The following is an 18,377-nucleotide window of genomic DNA, read 5'->3' on the forward strand; positions in this document are numbered from 1 at the left end:
GTGCCAATGACAGTCGAGACCTCCTCCTCCGGGGATGCGGGAGTCCGGGCGGGAGCCGGGGAACTCGCCGTCGCCGCGGCGGTCGGGGCGGGCGAGGCGGTGCTGTCACGCCGTTTCGGCAGCGCGATCACGCTCGTGTCGCCGGAGCACCTCGTGGGCAGCGGTCCCGCGACGGTGGTGCGGGCCCGCGTGGTGTCGTCGTCGTTCGCGCTGCCGCGCACCCTCGTGGTCAAGCACTACCCGGACCAGCCGGAACCGGGCCACGGCGATCCGTTCGCCCAGGAAGCGGTCAGCTACCAGCTGTTCACCGCGCTGGCGCCGGACGAGCGGATGTGCCCGGAGCTGCTCGCGCACGACGGCAAGGACCGCGTGCTCGTGATCGAGGACCTCGGCCGCGCGCCGACCCTGCAGGACAAGCTCACCACGCGGGACTCGCGGGCGGCCGAACGCGCCCTGCTGTCCTGGGCACGTTCGCTCGGGCGGCTGCACGCGAGCACAGCCAGCCGCGAAGCCGACTTCAACGCGTTGCTGCGCCGGCTCGGCGGACCGGCCCGGATCGAGGAACCCGACCTCGCGGCGCGGACCGCCGAGGTGCCGCCGATGCTGGCCGAGCTGCTGGGTGTGACCGTGCCGGACGCGGTGCACGAGCGCCTCGCCGCGGCCGTCGCGCAGGCGAAAACGGCGGCGTTCCGTGCGTTCAGCCCGGCGGAGCTGAGCCCGGACAACAACCTGGTGACCGGATCCGGCGTGCGATTCCTCGATTTCGAACGAGGACGGGTGCGCACCGCACTGGTCGACGCGGCGTGCCTGCGGCTGCCGTTCGCCTCCTGCCCGGACGCACTCGCGCTGCCCGCCGGGATGAGCGAGGCGATGATCGCCGCCTGGCGGGCCGAGGTGGTCTCGGTGTGGCCGTCGTTCGCCGACGACACCGAGCTGGCCGAACAGCTGACCGTCAGCGAGCTGCTGCTGGTGTGGCTGATCACCCGCGAGATGCTGCCCCGGCTCGATCTGACCCGGCACGCCACGCCGGTGAGCCGCGAGGCCGCGCTGGTCACCTGGTGGCGGGAACTGGCCAAGCACGCCGGTTACGCCCGGCACACCGACGTGGCCGAGCACGCCACGCGGGTGGCCGCCGCACTCGGCGCCCGGCTGGGCCCGCACGCGGACCTCGCGTTCTACCCCGCGTTCCGGTAACCGGGCACTCCTCCCACAACGGGCACCGCGGGACGGCGCGGACGGTCCGGGTACCGGAAGTTCCCGGCCTCGTCCATACCGCGTTACCTCGCCATCACCAGGGGTGAGTTTCGGTGCCCGATGGTCATGGGGTGACCGTGATCAGCGTCGGAGTCACCCCAGCCGCGCAGCCCGCTTCCGGCTCCCCGCCGGTCCCCGAGCCCGCCGCTCCCGGACCCGCCCCCGCACTGCCCGCCGAGCTCCGCCGGGCGACGCGGCTCGTGGTGCTGGGCGATTCGACGGCCGTCGGCCTCGGCGATCCGCTGCCGCGCCGCGGCGGATGGCGCGGGGTCGGCCCGCTCGTGGCGGCCGCACTCGGCGTCGGCGAGGAGGGCTATCTGAACCCCTCGTTCACCGGCGCGCGGATGAAGTGCGTGCGCACGGAGCAGCTGCCTGCCGCGCTCGCACACCGGCCGGACGTCGCGCTGGTCGTGGTCGGCATGAACGACACACTGCGGCCGGACTTCGACGCGGACCGGATTGCCGCCGACCTCACCGGGATCGTCCGTGCGCTCACTGCCGCGGGGACCATCGTGCTCCCGGTCCGATTCCACGACCACAGCAAGGTTTTCCGCCTGCCGCGGGCACTGAAGCGGGCGCTGAGCGCACGCGTCGCGGAACTCAACGCCGCGATCGACGGCGTGGTCGAAGCGGAGCGGATCGCCTGCCTCGACCTCGACACCCTGCCTGGGGCGTATGACCTTCCGGCGTGGAGCGTGGACCGGTTGCACCCGTCCGAACTGGGGCACCGGATGCTGGCACTGGGGTTCACGGCGCTGCTCGCGGACGCGGGTTTCGCAGTGCCGGAGCCGGTGAGCCTGACCTGCTCCGGCGGTGTGGCGCCGAGTACCGCGGGGCACGTCGGCTGGCTCGTGGCGAAGGGTGTGCCGTGGTTGTGGCGGCGTGGCCGGGAGTTCCTGCCCTACGCCGCGGTGATCATGTGGCGTTCGTTCCGCGGGCACGGGGGCTGAACACGCGCAACGCCTCCAGATCGGAGACCGGATTCCGGACGAATTCCTCGGCCCACACACCGATTTCCGGATACCCGGATGTCTTCGTCAGGTACTGGCAGGCGAGTTCCGGGTCGAACGCGGTGCGCCGCAGCTGGACCCCCGGTCCGAGCAGTGCCCAGTGCGCACCCGTTGTGCCGTAAGGCATTCCGACGCTGCCCGGGTTGACGATCCGGCGCCGGTCGGCGAGCCGGACGAACGGCATGTGGGTGTGCCCGCACACCACGGTTTCCGCGGTGGTCCCGGCGAGCACCTCCGCCCACCGGGCGGGCGGACTGTCCACAAGCGCCACTTCCTCGTCGTCACGCGGGGTGGCGTGACAGAACAGCACCTCGCCCAGCCCGGACACATCCAGGGTGACCGAGAGCGGCAGCGTGGCGAGGACCGCCACCTGGTCCGGACGCAGTTGCCGCGCGGCCCACGGCGCGATCGGGTCCGGGATCGCGGTGTCCCCGCCGGAGGCGAGTGTGACCAGTTCCCGGTCGGCGTTGCCGCGTACCCACACTGCCCGGTCGCCGAGCGCGGTGAGCCGGTCGAGGGTCTGCCGCGGCAGCGGCCCGGCGGCCAGATCACCACACAGCACCACGACGTCCGCCGCGGCCACGTCCGGTTCGGCCAGGACCGCGTCGAGCGCCGGAAGGACGCCGTGGATGTCGGACAGCACTGCGACCGTGGACACCATCAGCTCAGCCTGCCCGACCACGCACCGCCCGCGAAGCGGGTTCGCTGACGGCGCACGGTGCTTCAGCCGGCTCGGCGCGGTAGATCTTGTCGTCGGCGTCCTCGAGACACTTGCCGAGCAGCGCCGGCAGGTCGTCCGCCGCAGCGCGTGCGGCGGCAGGATCGGGCTCACCGGATGGGCTCGAAGGGTTCGTCTCCGCTTGGTTCGGCCTTGTCTGGAGTGACCGGGTGACCGGATCCGTCTTTTCGGTCACGCCGCGGTAACGCGCGTGATGCGGGCCGGGCCAGCGGGAATGTCGGAGCGGTCGGTTACCGTCGTGGTCGTGGCACAGGACGAACTCTTCACGGTGAACCCGGATCTGGGGCCGGCACCGGAGCCTGCCGACGCGGGCGGCGCGGATGCGGCGGGCAGCGCCGGGCGGGCGGCCGAACCGCAGGCCGATCCGGCGAGCTCCCCGCTCGCGGTGCGGATGCGCCCGCGCACGCTCGACGAGGTGGTCGGGCAGCAGCACCTGCTGCGCGAGGGGGCGCCGCTGCGCCGGCTGGTCGAAGGGGCTGCGCCGGCATCCGTGCTGCTCTACGGGCCGCCCGGCACCGGGAAGACCACGCTCGCCAACCTGGTCTCCATCGCCACCGGACGCCGGTTCGTCGCGATGTCCGCGCTGTCGGCAGGCGTCAAGGAGGTCCGCGGGGTGATCGAGGAGGCCCGTCGCCGCCGGCTCTACAACACCGAGAACACCGTGCTGTTCATCGACGAGGTGCACCGGTTCTCCAAGACCCAGCAGGACGCGCTGCTCGGCGCGGTCGAGGACCGCACGGTGCTGCTGGTGGCCGCGACCACCGAGAACCCGTCGTTCTCCGTGGTCTCCCCGCTGCTGTCCCGGTCGCTGGTGCTGCAGCTGCGCTCGCTCACCGACGACGACATCGCGGCGCTGCTGGAGCGGGCGCTGGCCGACGAACGCGGGCTGGCCGGCGAGCTCACGCTCACCGAGGACGCGCGGGCCCACCTGGTGCGGCTGGCAGGCGGCGACGCCCGGCGGGCGCTCACCGCGCTGGAGGCCGCGGCCGACGCGGCCGCGGCCACCGAGCACAAGACCATCGACCTCGCCATCGTCGAGTCCACTGTGGACAAGGCAGCGGTGCGCTACGACCGCGACGGCGACCAGCACTACGACGTGATCAGCGCGTTCATCAAGTCGATCCGCGGTTCGGACGTGGACGCTGCGCTGCACTACCTGGCGAGGATGATCGAGGCGGGGGAGGACCCGCGGTTTCTCGCCCGCCGCCTGGTGGTGCACGCGAGTGAGGACGTCGGGCTGGCCGATCCGAGTGCGCTGCAGGCCGCCGTCGCCGCGGCGCACGCGGTGCAGTTCATCGGCATGCCCGAAGGCAGGCTCGCGCTCGCACAGGCGACCATCCACCTGGCCACCGCACCGAAGTCCAACGCGGTGGTCACCGCGATCGACTCGGCGCTGGCCGACGTCCGCGCAGGCTCGGCAGGCACGGTGCCTGCGCACTTGCGCGACGGGCACTACGCGGGTGCGAAGAAGCTCGGCAACGCGCAGGGTTACCGGTATCCGCACAACGTGCCGGAAGGGGTGCTGGCCCAGCAGTACCCGCCGGACGAGCTGGTCGGCCACGACTACTACCAGCCCACCCAGCGTGGCGGGGAACGTCCGCTGGCCGAGCGGGTGCCCCGGTTGCGCCGCACCATCCGGGGAGAGCGCTGAGCACCGCTTCCCGCGCGCTGGAACGGCCGTGAAGCACGCCACTTTCTTCCGTATAACGGTTCCAGGGGGAATGCTCGCGCGCGGCGCCGGTTGATCCCCTGTGACGGAGGGGGTGGCGATGACGCTGCTGACGGTGTGGCCCGACGACCAGCCGGGGCACGTGCTGCTGCGGACCGAGGACACCGCGACGATCGTGGCCGAGCTCGGCCGGTCCGGTGCCGGTTTCTCCCGCTGGCCGACGGCGGACCTCGAGCCGGGTGCGGCGGAGGCCGAGGTGCTCGCGCGGTACCGCGAACGCATCGACGCCCGCATCACCGGAGCGGGTTACCACGCGGTGGAGGTGCTCTCCGGGGAGCCCGGACTGGCCGAGCGCACCTCGAACGGCGACGAGGACCGGTTCTTCGTGCACGGTTCCGCGGTCTGGTACCTGCACACCGGCAAGAAGGTGCTTGCGGTGCTGTGCGAGCCCGGTGACCTGCTGACCATCCCGGCGCACACCCGGCACTGGCACGACGGCGGCCTGCGGCCCGAGCACGTGACGATCCGGGTCCGGCACCCGGCCGCGGCCGCGGCGGCGAGCCCGCCCGAGCCGGTGGTGACGACCGATTTCCCCGATTTCGACACCCTCGTCGCCGAGCGCAGCTCCGCCTGGCCTGCGCTCAGCCGCTGAAGGGGGATCATGGCGGGATGAGCACTCTCGCCTTTCTCGGTACCGGGATCATGGGGCATCCGATGGCCGCGAACCTCGTTCGGGCCGGGCTCGACGTGCGGGTCTGGAATCGCACGGCGGCGAAGGCCGAATCGCTGGCCGGTGAAGGGGCGGTGGTCGCCGGTTCTCCGCAGGAGGCGGTCGAGGGCGCGGATCTGCTGGTGACCATGCTGGCGGACGGTCCCACGGTCGCCGAGGTGTTCGCCGCCGCCGCGCCCGCGCCGGGCACGGTGTGGCTGCAGACGAGCACTGTCGGCCTCGAATGGGTGGGCAAGCTGGCCCAGGCTGCGGACGAGGCGGGCGTGCCGTTCGTCGACTGCCCGGTGATGGGCACGAAGGTGCCCGCCGAACAGGCGCAGCTGCAGGTGCTGGCGGCCGGGCCGGACGACGTGCACGACCGGGCCGAGCCGGTGTTCGGCGCGATCGGTTCGCGTACCCGGTGGCTGGGTACCGAACCGGGCGTCGCGACCCGGCTCAAACTCGTCATGAACTCCTGGATCCTCGCACTCACGAACGCCACCGGCGAAAGCCTCGGGCTGGCCAAGGCACTCGGCGTCGACCCGCAGCTGTTCTTCGACGTCATGGAGGGCACCGCGTTCGACGTCGGCTACGCCCGGATGAAGGGCCCGCTGATGCTTTCCGGCGACTACCCGGCCAGCTTCCCCACGTCACTGGCGGCGAAGGACGCGAGCCTGGTCGTCGACGCCGCCGGGGACACCGCCGACGTTGCGGGGGTCGGTGCGGCGCTCACGCACCTGCGGGCCGCGGTCGAGGCGGGCCACGGCGCGGACGACATGGCCGCGCTGTACGAGGCGATCGTCAGGGAACCTCGTTGAGCAGCACGGCGATCCGGTCCACGCCGACGCCGGAGATCAGCTGCCGTTCCTTGGCGTTCCCGAGCAGCCGCGCGGTCCACCGGGTGAAGCCGCCGTCGCCGACCTCGGCCGGGCCCGCGCCGAAGTCGGCGGTCACGGTGAAGCACAGACCTTCGTAGTAGTCCCGGCCGATGGCGCGGTCCGGGTGCTCGTGCACCGCGTTCTCCGGCAGCTCGGCACGTAGTTCGTCGGCGAATCCGGCGAACTTCGGGTCCAACGCGGTCACCAGCAGCCCGGCCGTATGCGCCCCGGCGGCCCGGACCGCGGCGGTGAGGAACCGGGCGTGCTCCAGCAGATGGGTGCGCTCGAACGCCAGCCCGCCACGGTCCCGCCCCGCGGTGACCGCGGCGAACAGCGAGAAGTGCGCGAAGAACCCGGGGCCGGGCGGCAGTTGCGCGCGCACGACTCGTTGCACGGTGGCGAGCCGGACCGGTTCCGCTCCGGTGCGGCGGACCGCGGCCTCCAGCGCCAGCCCGTTCGTGGGATCGGCGGCCACCTCGGTGCCCCTGGCCGTGGTGACCACGCGGTGCTGGGCGAGTCCGGCCACCACGGAATGCGTGCCGAGCGGGGTGAGCGGGGCCAGCTGGACCCGCTCGAACTCCGCGGGCACCGCGCCGAGCACATCGTCCTCGACCCGCCGGAGCAGGTCGAACGGCAGTGGCGCGGGCGCGGTGAACCGGTCGCCGCGGTACCGGCGCAGCACGTCCGGACCGCGCAGCCGGGCGGCGCGGCGCCGGGCCACCTCCAGCTGCAGCGTGGTGAGGTCCGCACCGGGCAATCCGGTGAGCACCTCGGCCGCCGCGCCGCCCGGCCCGGCGAGCACCCGCGCCAGCGGTCCCCTGTCGTCCGCGCGTTCCATCCCCCGTCTTTATCAGCGCCGGTGGAGCGGCTGCGAACGGTTTTCCGCCCGGATGGCTGCAGTGCGTGACCACAGCGGCGGGGCGAACCCGGCGAACGGCGGGCCAGGCGGTAACCTCTCTGGCACTCGCAGACCCCGCACCACCCGAGGAGGGCCCGTGTCGGCAGGGCAGATCGCCGCGCTGATCGCCGCAGGTGCTTTCGTACTGCTGGTCGTGCTGCTCGCGATCCCGCTGCTGAAGCTCGGCCGCACGCTGGACGAGGCCACCATCGCGATCCGCAAGGCACACGAGAACAGCGATCCGCTGCTGCTCGGCGCCAACGAGACCATCACGCACGTGAACACCCAGCTGGAGCGCGTGGACGGGATCACCTCGAACGCGCAGGCGGTGAGCGGCAACGTCTCCGCGCTCTCGTCGGTGTTCACCGCGACGCTCGGCGGTCCGCTGGTGAAGACCGCCGCACTGTCCTACGGGCTCAGCAAGGCGATCCGCGCGCGCCGCAAGAAGCAGGACGAGAAGGCGCAGCGCACGGCCCGCCGGAGGAAGAAGTGAAACGCCTCTTCTGGCTCGGCGCGGGCATCGTCGCCGGGATCGCGCTCAGCCGCAGGGCAGGGGAAGCCGCTCGTCAGGCCACGCCTGCCGGGTTAGCATCGAACCTGGGCGACGCCGTGCGGGAACTCGCGGGCGCCGTCGGTTCGTTCGGCGCCGAGGTGCGCGCCGGGATGAGCGAACGGGAACAGGAGCTGCACGACATGGTCGAGGAACGCACCGGCTTCACCGCGCCGCCCGCGGCCGAGGGCCGGCACGCCGCCCAGCGCCCCGTCCGGCGAGCTCGCCGGGCGGAGGGCTGATCCGCCCGCGCTCGCCCTCCGCCGTCGCCGTCGTCGTTTCCCGCCTTTTCCCGGCACCCCGGTATCCGGTGCCGGGCCCAGCCTGAGGACTAGACCCGTGAACACACACGAGATCACCGACCGTTTCCTGCGCCATTTCGAGCGCCGCGGACACACCAGGGTGCCGAGTGCGCCGCTGATCCTCGACGATCCGAACCTGCTGTTCGTCAACGCCGGCATGGTGCAGTTCAAGCCGTACTTCCTCGGCGAGGTGCCGCCGCCGTACCCGCGCGCGACCTCGGTGCAGAAGTGCGTGCGCACGCCGGACATCGACGAGGTGGGCAAGACCACCCGGCACAACACGTTCTTCCAGATGGCAGGCAACTTCTCCTTCGGCGACTACTTCAAGGAAGGCGCGATCGAGAACGCCTGGGACCTGATCACCCGGTCCCAGGACGACGGCGGGTTCGGCCTGCCCGCCGACCGTATCTGGGCCACCGTGTACGAGCACGACAGCGAGGCGGCCGGGCTGTGGCGCAAGCTCACCGGCCTGCCCTCGGAGCGGATCCAGGTCCGCGACGGCAAGGACAACTACTGGGACATGGGCGTGCCCGGTCCCGGCGGCCCGTGCTCGGAGATCTACTACGACCGCGGCCCGTCCTACGGCCGCGAGGGCGGACCGGTCGCCGACGAGGACCGCTACATCGAGATCTGGAACCTCGTCTTCATGCAGGACGTCCGCGGTGAGCAGAGCCCGAAGCAGGGCTTCCCGCCGGTCGGGGAGCTGCCGAGGAAGAACATCGACACCGGCATGGGCGTCGAGCGGGTCGCGACGATCCTGCAGGGCGTGGAGAACGTCTACGAGACCGACCTGGTGCGTCCGGTGATCGGCCGTGCCGAGGAGTTCTCCGGCCGCCGGTACGGCGCGGGCCACGCCGACGACGTGCGGTTCCGGGTGATCGCCGACCACGCGCGCACCGGCGTGCTGCTGATCGGCGACGGTGTCACCCCCGGCAACGACGGCCGCGGCTACGTACTGCGCCGGCTGCTGCGCCGCATCGTGCGCTCCACCCGGCTGCTCGGTGTGCAGGAACCGGTGCTGCAGGAGTTCGCGAAGGTCGTGCGCGACACGATGGGCCCGACCTATCCCGAGCTGGTCAGCGGCTTCGACCGGATTTCCGAGGTGGTGCGCGTGGAGGAGGAGGCGTTCCTCGCCACCCTCACCAGCGGTTCGCGCATCTTCGACCTCGCCGCGGCGGAGACCAAGCGCGGCGGCGGCGATGTGCTGGCCGGCGACAAAGCGTTCCAGCTGCACGACACCTACGGCTTCCCGATCGACCTCACCCTGGAGATGGCGGCCGAACAGGGCCTGTCCGTCGACGAGGAGGGCTTCCGCACCCTGATGGGGGAGCAGCGCAAGCGCGCCAAGGCGGACGCGGCGTCGCGCAAGAGCGGCCACGGCGACCTGTCGGAGTACCGGAAGCTGCTCGAACAGCACGGTGAGACCGACTTCCTCGGTTACACCGAGCTGCAGGCGAACGCGAAGGTCGCCGGTCTGCTCGAAGACGGCCTGCCGGTGCGCAGCGTCGCCGAGGGGCACAAGGCGGAGCTGGTGCTCGACCGCACGCCGTTCTACGCCGAAAGCGGTGGCCAGATCGCCGACACCGGGGTACTGGTCGGCGACGGCGTCGAGCTGAAGGTGCTCGACGTGCAGAAGGTCGTGCCCGGGTTGTTCGTGCACCGGGTCGAGGTCACCCAGGGCGAGGTCGGGATCGGCACCACGCTGACCGGATCGGTGGACGCGCAGCGGCGGCTCTCCATCGAGCGCTCGCATTCGGCCACCCACCTCGTGCACGCGGCGGTGCGCGGTGCCTACGGCAAGCGCGCGGCGCAGGCGGGTTCGCTCAACGCGCCGGGCCGGATGCGGTTCGACTTCACCACGCCGGGTGCGGTGTCCGCGGACATCCTCACCGAGGTCGAGCAGGAGGTCAACGACTACCTGCAGACCGACGTGGAGGTGCGCAGCTACACCACGACCAAGGACAAGGCCCTCGAACTGGGCGCGGTCGCGCTGTTCGGCGAGAAGTACGGCAACGACGTGCGCGTGGTCGACATGGGCGAGTACTCGCGTGAGCTGTGCGGTGGCACGCACGTCGAGCGGATCGGCCAGCTGGGCCTGGTGAAGCTGGTGTCCGACGCGTCGGTCGGCTCCGGTGTGCACCGTGTCGAGGCGCTGGTCGGGCCGGACGCGCTCAAGCACGTGCGCAAGGAGCAGCTGCTCGTCTCGCAGCTGGCGAACACCTTCAAGGTGCCCACCGACGAGCTGCCCTCGCGGATCGAGGACGTGCTGACCCGGCTGAAGAACGCGGAGAAGGAGATCGAGCAGCTGCGCACCCGGCAGGTGCTCGGTTCGGCCGGCGCGCTGGCCGGCAAGGCGGTCGACGCCGGCGGCGTCTCGGTGGTCGCCGAGGTCGTGCCGGACGTCGACGGCAACGGCCTGCGCGCGCTCGCCGCGGACATCCGCGGCCGGATCGGCGACCGGCCCGGTGTGGTGGGCCTGTTCTCGCCGTCCGGGGAGAAGATCGCGTTCGTGGTCGCCACGACCGCCGCGGCGCGCGAGCGCGGGCTTGCCGCGGGCAAGCTGGTGCCCTCGTTCGCCGAGGCGATCGGCGGCCGCGGCGGCGGCAAGCCGGACATGGCCCAGGGCGGGGGCGCCAACCCGGCCGGCGCGGAGCAGGCGGCGGCCGCGCTGCGTGCGGCGGTCGCCGGCGTTGCCCGCTAGCCCGCGGACCGGTCCGGATCGGCCGGGAGAGTCCGATCCGGGCCGCGGCAGGCGGCTTGCCGTCGATGTCGGTTCGGTCCGGGTGGGAGTCGCGCTGAGCGATCCCTCCCCGATCCTCGCCAGCCCGCTCGTTACCCTCTCCCGTGATGCGAAGGACGACAGCGATCTGGACCGGCTTGCCGAACTCGTCGCCGAACACGAGGTGGTCGAGGTGATCGTCGGACTGCCGAGGACGCTGGCGAACCGGCAGGGCAGCGCCGCCGACCTCGCGCTCGACTACGCGGGCAAACTGGCCACCAGGGTCGGCGAGATCCCGGTGCGGCTGGCGGACGAACGGCTGACCACGGTCACCGCGTCCCGGATGCTGTCCCAACGGGGGGTCAAGGGACGCAAGCAGCGGGCGGTGGTCGACCAGGCCGCCGCCGTCGAGATCCTGCAGGCCTGGCTCGACGCCGCCGCCGCACACCGCGCCCGGGAAGGCGACTCATGACCGAGCCAAGCGGCCCCGAAACCCCGCGCGGCCGTCGCCGGCTGCGCGAACCGGGTGCCGAGCCCGCCACCCCGCCCCGGCGCGCCCGCCGTGCCGACGGTCCGCCCCCACCGGCGGCCGGACCCCGGGTGCCGGCACCGCCACCACCCGGCGAAGGCCGCCCGCCCCGCCCCGCACCCCGCGACCAGGCACCCCGGCCACCGGCCGGTGAGCAACCACCCCGCCCGGACGACCCCGGCGAACCCCGCCGGGCCCGCCCCCGCCGCATCACCCCCGGCAGCGGCACCCCGGCCCGCGGCCGCCGCCGTCGCGCTGGTCAGGGTGCGCAGCCGCCGCCCGGCCGCGCCGACGTTGAACCGCCGCCGGCCGTCCGCTCTCGTGGTGAGGGTGAGCAGCCTCCGCCGCCCGGTCACTTTCGTGCGGAGGGTGAGCAGCCTCCGTCGCCTGGTCGCTCTCGTGGTGAGGGTGAGCAGCCCCCGCCGCCTGGCCGCTCTCGTGGTGAGGGTGAGCAGCCCCCGCCGCTCGGTCGTCGTCGTGCGGATCAGGGTGCGCAGCCGCCGCCCGGCCGCGGGGACGGTGACCAGCCGGTGCCGCCGGGCCGTCCGGCCGGGGACGGTGAGCAGGCACTGCCGCCTCGCCGCCGTGCCGGGGAATCCGCTTCTCGTGGTGCTGACCAGCCCCCGTCGGGCCGTCGTCGGGCCGATGTCGGGCAGCCGCCGCCCGGCCGGCGTCGTGCCGCCGGGCAGCCGCGGCCCGAACCGGGCGAACCGCCACCACCCGCCGGCGGCCGCCGTGACCTGCCGCCCGGTCGTCGCCGTCGTCCGGAACCGGGCGAGGCACCCACTCCGGACCTCGGCACCCCGCTCGGCGCCGAACCCCCGATGAACGCGCCGCGGTCGCCCCGTCGCCGCGTGGCCGCCCCGCCACCGGACGCCCGCGACGGTTCGATGCCCCCGGATCCGCGGTTCGCGGAAGGTTCGATGCCGCCGGAATCGCGCTTCGCCGACCCCGGGCGCCATCCGTCGATGCCGCCGGATCCCCGGTTCGCCGCGACGTCGATGCCCCGCGACCCGCGGTTCGCCGACGCCTCGATGCCCCGCGATCCCCGCGCGGCCGGCCGCGACCTGCCGCAACCCCGGCGGCAGCGACCGCCGGAACCGCCCACCGAGGTCATCCCCAGCCTGCCCGGGGAGCACCCCCGGGAGCAGCTCGACGACCTCTTCGACGACGGCTACCCAGACGACGAGCAGTACGCCGACGAGTACGACGCGGACTACGAAGGCGAGTACGACGGGGACTACGACGACGACCCCCCCGAGGAACCGCGCCCGCGCAAACGCCGCAAACGCGCTCTCGGCTGGATCGCCGCGCTCGTTGTGATCGTGCTGGTCGCGGTCGGCGGTGCCTGGTACGGCTACCAGAAGTTCTTCGGGTACGCCGACTACGACGGTTCCGGCCAGGGCGACGCCCTCGTGCAGGTGGAGGACGGTGATTCGACCTCGGCGATCGGGGCGAAGCTGACCGACGCGGGTGTGGTCGCCAGCTCCAAGGCGTTCGTCAAGGCCGGTGCCGACAACACCGCGCTCAGCCGGATCCAGCAGGGCTACTACCTGCTGAAACAGCATATGTCCGGAGCGGACGCGGTCGAGCAGATCACCTCGCCAGGGGCTCGCGTCGGGCGGCTGGAGATCCGTCCGTACACCCAGTTCGACGACATCACCCAGCCCGGCGGCAAGGTCACGCCAGGGGTGTTCACGCTGATGTCGAAGGCCTCCTGCGCCACGCTGAACGGCAAGAACACCTGCCTCTCGGTGGACGAGCTGCGCAAGACCGTGGCCGATGCCGACCTGAAGACGCTCGGCGCGCCCGACTGGGCGCTCGCCGGCGCGGACAAGGCGCTCAGCAAGGACAAACGCCTGGAAGGCCTGATCGCACCCGGCGTCTACGACGTCAAACCCGGCTGGAGCGCGACCGAGCTGATCACGAACCTGGTGAAGCAGTCCACCGAGGCGATCCAGGCGGCCGGGCTCGGCCCGGACAACACCGGCCCCGGCATGACGCCCTACCAGACGCTGATCATCGCCTCGCTCGTCGAACGCGAGGCGATCACGCCGGACTTCGGCAAGATCTCCCGGGTGATCTACAACCGGCTGTCCCAGCGCATCCAGCTGCAGCTCGACTCCACCGTCAACTACGTGCTCGACCGGCCGACGCTGCTCACGAAGCCCGAGGACCGCAGCAAATCGGGCCCGTACAACACGTACGCGAACTACGGCCTGCCCCCGACCCCGATCTCGGTGCCCAGCGCCGCCGCCATCAAGGCAGCGGTGCAACCGACGGAGGGTGACTGGGTCTACTTCGTGAAGTGCGAGAAGGACGGTCATTCCTGCTTCGCCGCCACGAACGACGAGCACAACCAGAACAAGGCGCTGGCACAGTCCCGTGGCGTCTACTGACCAGCCGCGCCGGGCCGGCGTGCTCGGGAAACCGGTGGCGCACTCGCTGTCGCCGGTGCTGCACCGTGCCGCCTTCGCCGCGCTCGGCCTGGCCGGCTGGACCTACGACTGGTTCGAGGCCGACGCCGACGAGCTGCCCGGGTTCGTCGACGGCCTCGGCCCGGAATGGGCCGGGCTCTCGGTCACGATGCCGGGCAAACGCCGTGCGCTCGACCACGCCACCGAGGTCACCGAGCGGGCGAGCGCGGTCGGCGCGGCGAACACGCTGGTGCGCACAGCCGACGGCTGGCTGGCCGATTGCACCGACGTCGAAGGCGTCACCGGGGCACTGCGCGTGGCCGGCGGCTACACGCCCACCCCGGGGGACCACGCGGTGGTGCTCGGTGCCGGGGGGACCGCGGCGGCGGCCGTGGTCGGGTTGGCCGGGCTGGGCGTCTCGTCGGCGCACTTGATCGTGCGCGATCCGGCGCGTGCCGGGGAAACGCTCGAAGCAGCCGAGCGAGCGGGCCTCGATGTGGCCGTGCTGACCTGGTCCGAAGTGGACTTCGCGAAGCTGGCGGATCGCTGCGCCGTGCTGGTCAGCACGGTGCCGGCGGACGCGGTCCGGCCGCACGTGCGGGAGCTGTCCGCCGTCGCGGGCGTGCTCGACGTGATCTACCACCCCTGGCCGACGCCACTGGCCGAGGCCGTCGCGGCCCGCGGCGGGCGGGTAGCGACCGGGCTGGACATGTTGCTGCACCAGGCATTCGGGCAGTCCGAGCACTTCACCGGCCGCCCCGCACCCCGCGCCGCGATGCGCGCCGCACTGCGCGCGGCGACCGAAAACGTCTTGCCCCTCCCGATTTCCTGATATTCGACATCCTGCTCGAAGTGCCCGATTCGGATGACGAGCCCGCCTACGTGCCCGCACCCGGAGGAATCCGGCGGTACCTGGCGGAGAAGCGGGCACTGGCGGCGCGGGTCTGGGAATACGTCCGGAACTACGCGAACAACGACGAGATCGACGGGATCAGCGACCGGGCCCGCGCCGCGCGGACGTGAGCCTGCGGGACCGGTGCCGGTTACCGTGGCCGGTATGAAAATCGCGATTCTCGACGACTACCAGCACGTCGCACTCGGCTACGCGGACTGGGATTCGCTCGGTGCCGAGATCGAGGTGTGCACCGAGGCGTTCGGCGGTCCGGACGAGGTCGTCGCCCGGCTGGCCGGATTCGACGTGGTGGTCGCGATGCGCGAGCGCACCCCGTTCCCGGCCGCGGTGCTCGACCGGCTGCCCGGCCTGCAGCTGCTGGTCACCACCGGGCAGCGCAATGCGGCGATCGATCTGGCCGCGGCGAAGCGGGGCGGTGTGGTCGTGTCCGGCACCGGCAACCTCACCGCGCCGACCGCGGAGCACGTCTGGGCGCTGATCCTGGCCGCCGCACGCGGCCTGCCCGCCGAATTCCGCTCGATGCGGGACGGTGGCTGGCAGGTCGGCGTCGGCAGCACGGTGCGCGGCAAGACCCTCGGCCTGCTCGGGCTGGGCCGCCTCGGCGCGGAATCGGCACGGATCGGGCAGGCCTTCGGGATGAAGCCGATCGCGTGGAGCCGGCACCTCACCGCCGAACGAGCCGCCGAGCACGGTGCGACCCTGGTGTCCCGGGAAGAGCTCTTCGCCGAGGCGGACGTGCTCTCCATTCACCTCGTGCTCTCCGAACGCACCCGTGGCCTGGTCGGCGCCGCCGATCTCGCCGGGATGAAGCCCACCGCGTTGCTGGTGAACACCTCGCGCGGCCCGATCGTGGCCGAGGATGCGCTGGTGGAAGCGTTGCGGGAAAAGAAGATCGCAGCCGCCGCACTGGACGTCTACGACACCGAGCCGCTGCCGTCCGACCATCCGCTGCGCACCTTGGACAACGCGATCCTGACCCCGCACATCGGCTACGTCAGCCGCGAGTCGTACGAGATCTTCTACCGCGACGCGGTGGAGGACATCGCGGCGTTCCAGGCAGGCTCGCCGATCCGGGTGGTGGAGTGAGCCGGCCTCAGGAAAACGGCACCGCGTCCGGTGCGCAGGTGGTGCCGGGCGGCGGGGCCACGAGATCCACGAAGTACCGCACCAGCGCGGTCGAGGCGCACGCGCTGGGCACGTCCAGTGTGGTGTGCCCGGCGCCTTCGACCACGAGGACGCGGCCGTCGCCGAGTTCGGCCGAGGTGGCCTGCGCGTTGGCCAGCGGAGTGGCCGGATCGTGGCGGTTGGCCAGTAACAGGATCGGGTGCTGCCGCCGCCGGTTCCACGGCCCGACGTACCGATCCTCGTCGCGGGCGGGCCAGCCCACGCACTGTGCCAGGGAAAACACCGGTGCCAGCCCGAAATACCGTTGCCGCTGCTCCTCGGCGGTGGCGAGCCGGGAGTACCCCGCCGGATCCTGCGGCAGATCGCTGTCGAGGCATTGCACGGCAAGGAATCCCGCGGAATGTGTTGGCACCCACGGATCGAGCACCGGCACCGGAGAGACCGGGGACGAGGGGACGAGGGCGGCGAGGGTGCGGGCGAGCCGCGGCCACCGTGACGACTGGTACAGCGCGCGGTCGATGGTCTGCATGAGCGAAGCCACGGTGACGCCACCGGCCGGGCCATGGGTCAACCGTGCGTACAGTGAGGCGAACTTCTGCTTCAGATCGCCTCCGGCGAAGGCGCACTTGCTCGGTCCCGCGGCGCTGCACGCGGCGAAGAACGCTTCCAGCTCCTGCTGTTGCGCGCCGGCGACGTCGGCTCGTACGTCCACCGGCGCGTCTTGCCTGCCTGGCTGACCGGTGGAGTTGGCGACGAGGTCGAGGGTGCCGTCGAGCGTCATCGCGCGCAGTTTGCCGGGGAACAGGTTCGCGTATGTGCCGCCGAGGTAGGTGCCGTAGGAATAACCGTAGAAGTTCAGCTGCGGATCACCGAGTGCCTGCCGCAGCATTTCCATGTCGCGCGCGACGTTCGCAGTGGACAGGTGCGCCGGCTCCGCCCCGGAACCGGCTGCGCACCTCGTACCCGTTGCCGCGCTTGCCGTCCAGAATCCCTTGTCCCGTAACGGAGATCCGGGCGGTGGCAGTTGATCGGCGCCGGGGCAGTGCAGTGCTGCGCTGCCGCCGATCCCGCGCGGATCGAAGCTCACCAGGTCGAACCGGGCGCGCAGTCCGGCCGGATACCGGCTGCCGAACCGGGTCAGCTCACCGACCCCGTCCGCACCGGGCCCGCCGAAGTTGATCATCAGCGATCCGATCCGGTGCGCGGGATCCGTTGCGGGCAGCCGGATCACCGACAGGTCGAGCTTCGTCCCGCCGGGCTCGCGGTAGCTCAGCGGCACCGGGGCGCTCGCGCACTGGAATCCACCGTGGCACGGCGTCCAGCGCAGCTGCGGCACCGCCGCGCCGCCGGTGCCCAGCGGTGGCGACGGGGTAGCGGCGGCCGGGGTCGGTGCCGGTGGTGGCGGGGCTGCGGCCGGGGTCGAGCAGGCGGTGGCGAACAGCAGTACGGCAGCCGCCAGCGCGGCACGTGCTTTCACGCCGCGAGTTCGGCCAGCACTGCATCGGTGAACGGCGGCCAGACCTCCGCCGCCCACGGCCCGAACGAGCGGTCCGCCATGGCGACACACGCGAAACCGGCGTCCGGGTCGACCCACAGGAACGTGCCCGACTGTCCGAAGTGGCCGAACGTGCGCGGGGAGCTGTTCGCTCCGGTCCAGTGCGGGCTCTTGTGATCGCGCAGTTCGAAACCGAGCCCCCAGTCGTTCGGCTTCTGGTGGCCGAATCCGGGCAGCACGCCGGTGCGGCCGGGGAAGGCCACTTCGGTCGCCGCGTTCAGCGTCTGCGGTGCGAGCAGCTTCGGCGCCTGCAGCTCGGCGGCGAACCGCAGCAGGTCGTCCACTGTGGACGTCGCACCTGCCGCGGGGGAGCCCGCCAGCACGGTCGCCGTCATGCCGAGCGGCTCCAGCAGTGCTTCGCGCTGGTAATCGGCGAACGCGATGCCCGAGTGTTCGGTGAGCGCGTCGGCGAGCTCCTCGAAACCGGCATTGGAGTACAGCCGCCGGGTGCCCGGCGTGGCCATCGCCTTGTGCGCGTCGAAGGCCAGCCCCGAGGTGTGCGCGAGCAGATGCCGCACGGTCGAGCCCTCCGGCCCGGCCGGGGTGTCCAGCTCGAGCACACCCTCTTCGATCGCGATGTGCGCGGTGTACGCGGTGAGCAGCTTGGTGACCGAGGCCAGCCCGAACGGCCGGCCGGGGTCGCCGTGGCGGCCACGGACCACGCCGTCGCTGCCGACCACCCCGGCCGCCGCGTTGTCCACCGGCCACTCGTCGATCAGGCGCAGACTCTCCATGCCGCCAGCGTATCGGGCACGCGAACGGGGGCCGTCCGGCCCGGTTGCCCGGTGCCGGAACGGCCCCCGTCCGACTTCCCCTGGAGCGGTATCTACTGAGCGTCGAGGTCGGTGGCGACGAGCTCGGCGACGGCTGCCACCGCCGCGTCGGCGCCGTCACCTTCGGCGCTGATCACCACCTCGTCGCCGTACCCGGCGGCGAGCGTCATCAGGTTGAGCACACTGCCGGCGGCCACCGGGTCGCCACCGGTCTTGGCGATCTGTACCGCCACCGGCTGTGCCGCGGCCGCCTTGGCCACGAGGGCGGCCGGCCGGGCGTGCAGACCCACCTTGCTGGCCACCGTGACGCGCTTCTCCGGCATGGTCGTCCTCTCTC

18 protein-coding genes are annotated in these 18,377 nt (G+C 72.3%); 13 read left to right on the forward strand and 5 right to left on the reverse strand.

Features of this window, described 5'->3' with window-relative positions; translation table 11 throughout:
- Positions 1-6: 6 nt before the first annotated feature.
- Positions 7-1,194, forward strand: coding sequence for a phosphotransferase (locus tag ABD793_RS06765; RefSeq protein WP_344856466.1), 1,188 nt, complete (start codon positions 7-9; stop codon positions 1,192-1,194).
- 131 nt (positions 1,195-1,325) lie between these two features.
- A complete protein-coding gene (locus tag ABD793_RS06770; protein WP_425548657.1) occupies positions 1,326-2,204 on the forward strand; it encodes an SGNH/GDSL hydrolase family protein in 879 nt (292 codons plus the stop codon).
- On the opposite strand, the gene ABD793_RS06775 is transcribed toward ABD793_RS06770, so the two are convergent.
- Positions 2,170-2,925, reverse strand: a complete 756-nt coding sequence (locus tag ABD793_RS06775; RefSeq protein WP_344856468.1) for a metallophosphoesterase family protein — start codon at positions 2,923-2,925, stop codon at positions 2,170-2,172. The genes ABD793_RS06770 and ABD793_RS06775 overlap by 35 nt on opposite strands.
- Positions 2,926-3,247: 322 nt before the next feature.
- Here ABD793_RS06775 and ABD793_RS06780 point away from each other — a divergent pair, with 322 nt between their 5' ends.
- The 3 genes from ABD793_RS06780 to ABD793_RS06790 all read left to right on the forward strand — a co-directional run bounded on the left by ABD793_RS06780 (position 3,248) and on the right by ABD793_RS06790 (position 6,199).
- Entirely contained in the window at positions 3,248-4,654 is a 1,407-nt protein-coding gene (locus tag ABD793_RS06780) for a replication-associated recombination protein A (RefSeq protein ID WP_344856470.1), read from the forward strand.
- Positions 4,655-4,772: 118 nt separating this feature from the next.
- Positions 4,773-5,324: a cupin gene (locus ABD793_RS06785; RefSeq protein ID WP_344856472.1), complete on the forward strand. Its 552-nt coding sequence runs from the start codon at positions 4,773-4,775 to the stop codon at positions 5,322-5,324.
- A gap of 17 nt (positions 5,325-5,341) precedes the next feature.
- Positions 5,342-6,199, forward strand: coding sequence for an NAD(P)-dependent oxidoreductase (locus ABD793_RS06790; protein ID WP_344856474.1), 858 nt, complete (start codon positions 5,342-5,344; stop codon positions 6,197-6,199).
- On the opposite strand, the gene ABD793_RS06795 is transcribed toward ABD793_RS06790, so the two are convergent.
- Entirely contained in the window at positions 6,183-7,097 is a 915-nt protein-coding gene (locus ABD793_RS06795) for a hypothetical protein (protein WP_344856475.1), read from the reverse strand. The genes ABD793_RS06790 and ABD793_RS06795 overlap by 17 nt on opposite strands.
- 157 nt (positions 7,098-7,254) lie before the next feature.
- Between ABD793_RS06795 and ABD793_RS06800 the strand changes: the two genes are divergently transcribed.
- From ABD793_RS06800 to ABD793_RS06835, 8 genes are all read left to right on the forward strand, one after another.
- Positions 7,255-7,650 carry a DUF948 domain-containing protein gene (locus tag ABD793_RS06800; RefSeq protein WP_344856477.1) on the forward strand — a complete coding sequence of 132 codons (396 nt, stop codon included), beginning with the start codon at positions 7,255-7,257 and terminating at the stop codon, positions 7,648-7,650.
- Positions 7,647-7,949 (forward strand): hypothetical protein, encoded by a 303-nt coding sequence (locus ABD793_RS06805; protein ID WP_344856479.1) that lies wholly within the window; start codon positions 7,647-7,649, stop codon positions 7,947-7,949. The genes ABD793_RS06800 and ABD793_RS06805 overlap by 4 nt, the downstream gene beginning before the upstream one ends.
- Positions 7,950-8,046: 97 nt before the next feature.
- Positions 8,047-10,710 carry an alanine--tRNA ligase gene (alaS, locus tag ABD793_RS06810; RefSeq protein ID WP_344856481.1) on the forward strand — a complete coding sequence of 888 codons (2,664 nt, stop codon included), beginning with the start codon at positions 8,047-8,049 and terminating at the stop codon, positions 10,708-10,710.
- On the forward strand, positions 10,700-11,200 hold the full coding sequence (gene ruvX, locus ABD793_RS06815) for a Holliday junction resolvase RuvX (RefSeq protein WP_344856483.1): 501 nt from the start codon (positions 10,700-10,702) through the stop codon (positions 11,198-11,200). The genes alaS and ruvX overlap by 11 nt, the downstream gene beginning before the upstream one ends.
- Before the next feature lie 881 nt (positions 11,201-12,081).
- The gene (gene mltG / locus ABD793_RS06820; protein WP_344856485.1) at positions 12,082-13,656 is read left to right on the forward strand and encodes an endolytic transglycosylase MltG; all 1,575 of its coding nucleotides are present in this window, start codon (positions 12,082-12,084) and stop codon (positions 13,654-13,656) included.
- Complete coding sequence (locus ABD793_RS06825; RefSeq protein WP_344856487.1) at positions 13,643-14,506, forward strand: shikimate dehydrogenase; 864 nt, start codon at positions 13,643-13,645, stop codon at positions 14,504-14,506. The genes mltG and ABD793_RS06825 overlap by 14 nt, the downstream gene beginning before the upstream one ends.
- 20 nt (positions 14,507-14,526) lie before the next feature.
- Positions 14,527-14,697: a hypothetical protein gene (locus tag ABD793_RS06830; RefSeq protein WP_344856489.1), complete on the forward strand. Its 171-nt coding sequence runs from the start codon at positions 14,527-14,529 to the stop codon at positions 14,695-14,697.
- A 34-nt stretch (positions 14,698-14,731) separates the two neighbouring features.
- A complete protein-coding gene (locus tag ABD793_RS06835) occupies positions 14,732-15,673 on the forward strand; it encodes a D-2-hydroxyacid dehydrogenase family protein (RefSeq protein WP_344856490.1) in 942 nt (313 codons plus the stop codon).
- A 7-nt stretch (positions 15,674-15,680) separates the two neighbouring features.
- On the opposite strand, the gene ABD793_RS06840 is transcribed toward ABD793_RS06835, so the two are convergent.
- From ABD793_RS06840 to ABD793_RS06850, 3 genes are all read right to left on the reverse strand, one after another.
- Positions 15,681-17,189 carry an alpha/beta hydrolase gene (locus ABD793_RS06840; RefSeq protein WP_344856493.1) on the reverse strand — a complete coding sequence of 503 codons (1,509 nt, stop codon included), beginning with the start codon at positions 17,187-17,189 and terminating at the stop codon, positions 15,681-15,683.
- Positions 17,186-18,001, reverse strand: coding sequence for a serine hydrolase domain-containing protein (locus tag ABD793_RS06845; protein ID WP_344856495.1), 816 nt, complete (start codon positions 17,999-18,001; stop codon positions 17,186-17,188). The genes ABD793_RS06840 and ABD793_RS06845 overlap by 4 nt, the downstream gene beginning before the upstream one ends.
- A 92-nt stretch (positions 18,002-18,093) precedes the next feature.
- Complete coding sequence (locus tag ABD793_RS06850; protein ID WP_344856497.1) at positions 18,094-18,363, reverse strand: HPr family phosphocarrier protein; 270 nt, start codon at positions 18,361-18,363, stop codon at positions 18,094-18,096.
- Between the last annotated feature and the right edge of the window lie 14 nt (positions 18,364-18,377).

Origin of the sequence: Amycolatopsis ultiminotia (genome assembly GCF_039536925.1) — a bacterium.
Classification (GTDB): Bacteria; Actinomycetota; Actinomycetes; order Mycobacteriales; family Pseudonocardiaceae; genus Amycolatopsis; species Amycolatopsis ultiminotia.

Coding starts and splice junctions, on each gene's coding strand:
- mltG (WP_344856485.1), top strand. CDS start 12,082: ATGAACGCGCCGCGGTCGCCCCGTCGCCGCGTGGCCGCCCCGCCACCG.
- ABD793_RS06785 (WP_344856472.1), top strand. CDS start 4,773: ATGACGCTGCTGACGGTGTGGCCCGACGACCAGCCGGGGCACGTGCTG.
- ABD793_RS06795 (WP_344856475.1), bottom strand. CDS start 7,097: ATGGAACGCGCGGACGACAGGGGACCGCTGGCGCGGGTGCTCGCCGGG.
- ABD793_RS06845 (WP_344856495.1), bottom strand. CDS start 18,001: ATGGAGAGTCTGCGCCTGATCGACGAGTGGCCGGTGGACAACGCGGCG.
- ABD793_RS06775 (WP_344856468.1), bottom strand. CDS start 2,925: ATGGTGTCCACGGTCGCAGTGCTGTCCGACATCCACGGCGTCCTTCCG.
- ABD793_RS06765 (WP_344856466.1), top strand. CDS start 7: ATGACAGTCGAGACCTCCTCCTCCGGGGATGCGGGAGTCCGGGCGGGA.
- ABD793_RS06790 (WP_344856474.1), top strand. CDS start 5,342: ATGAGCACTCTCGCCTTTCTCGGTACCGGGATCATGGGGCATCCGATG.
- ABD793_RS06850 (WP_344856497.1), bottom strand. CDS start 18,363: ATGCCGGAGAAGCGCGTCACGGTGGCCAGCAAGGTGGGTCTGCACGCC.
- ABD793_RS06835 (WP_344856490.1), top strand. CDS start 14,732: ATGAAAATCGCGATTCTCGACGACTACCAGCACGTCGCACTCGGCTAC.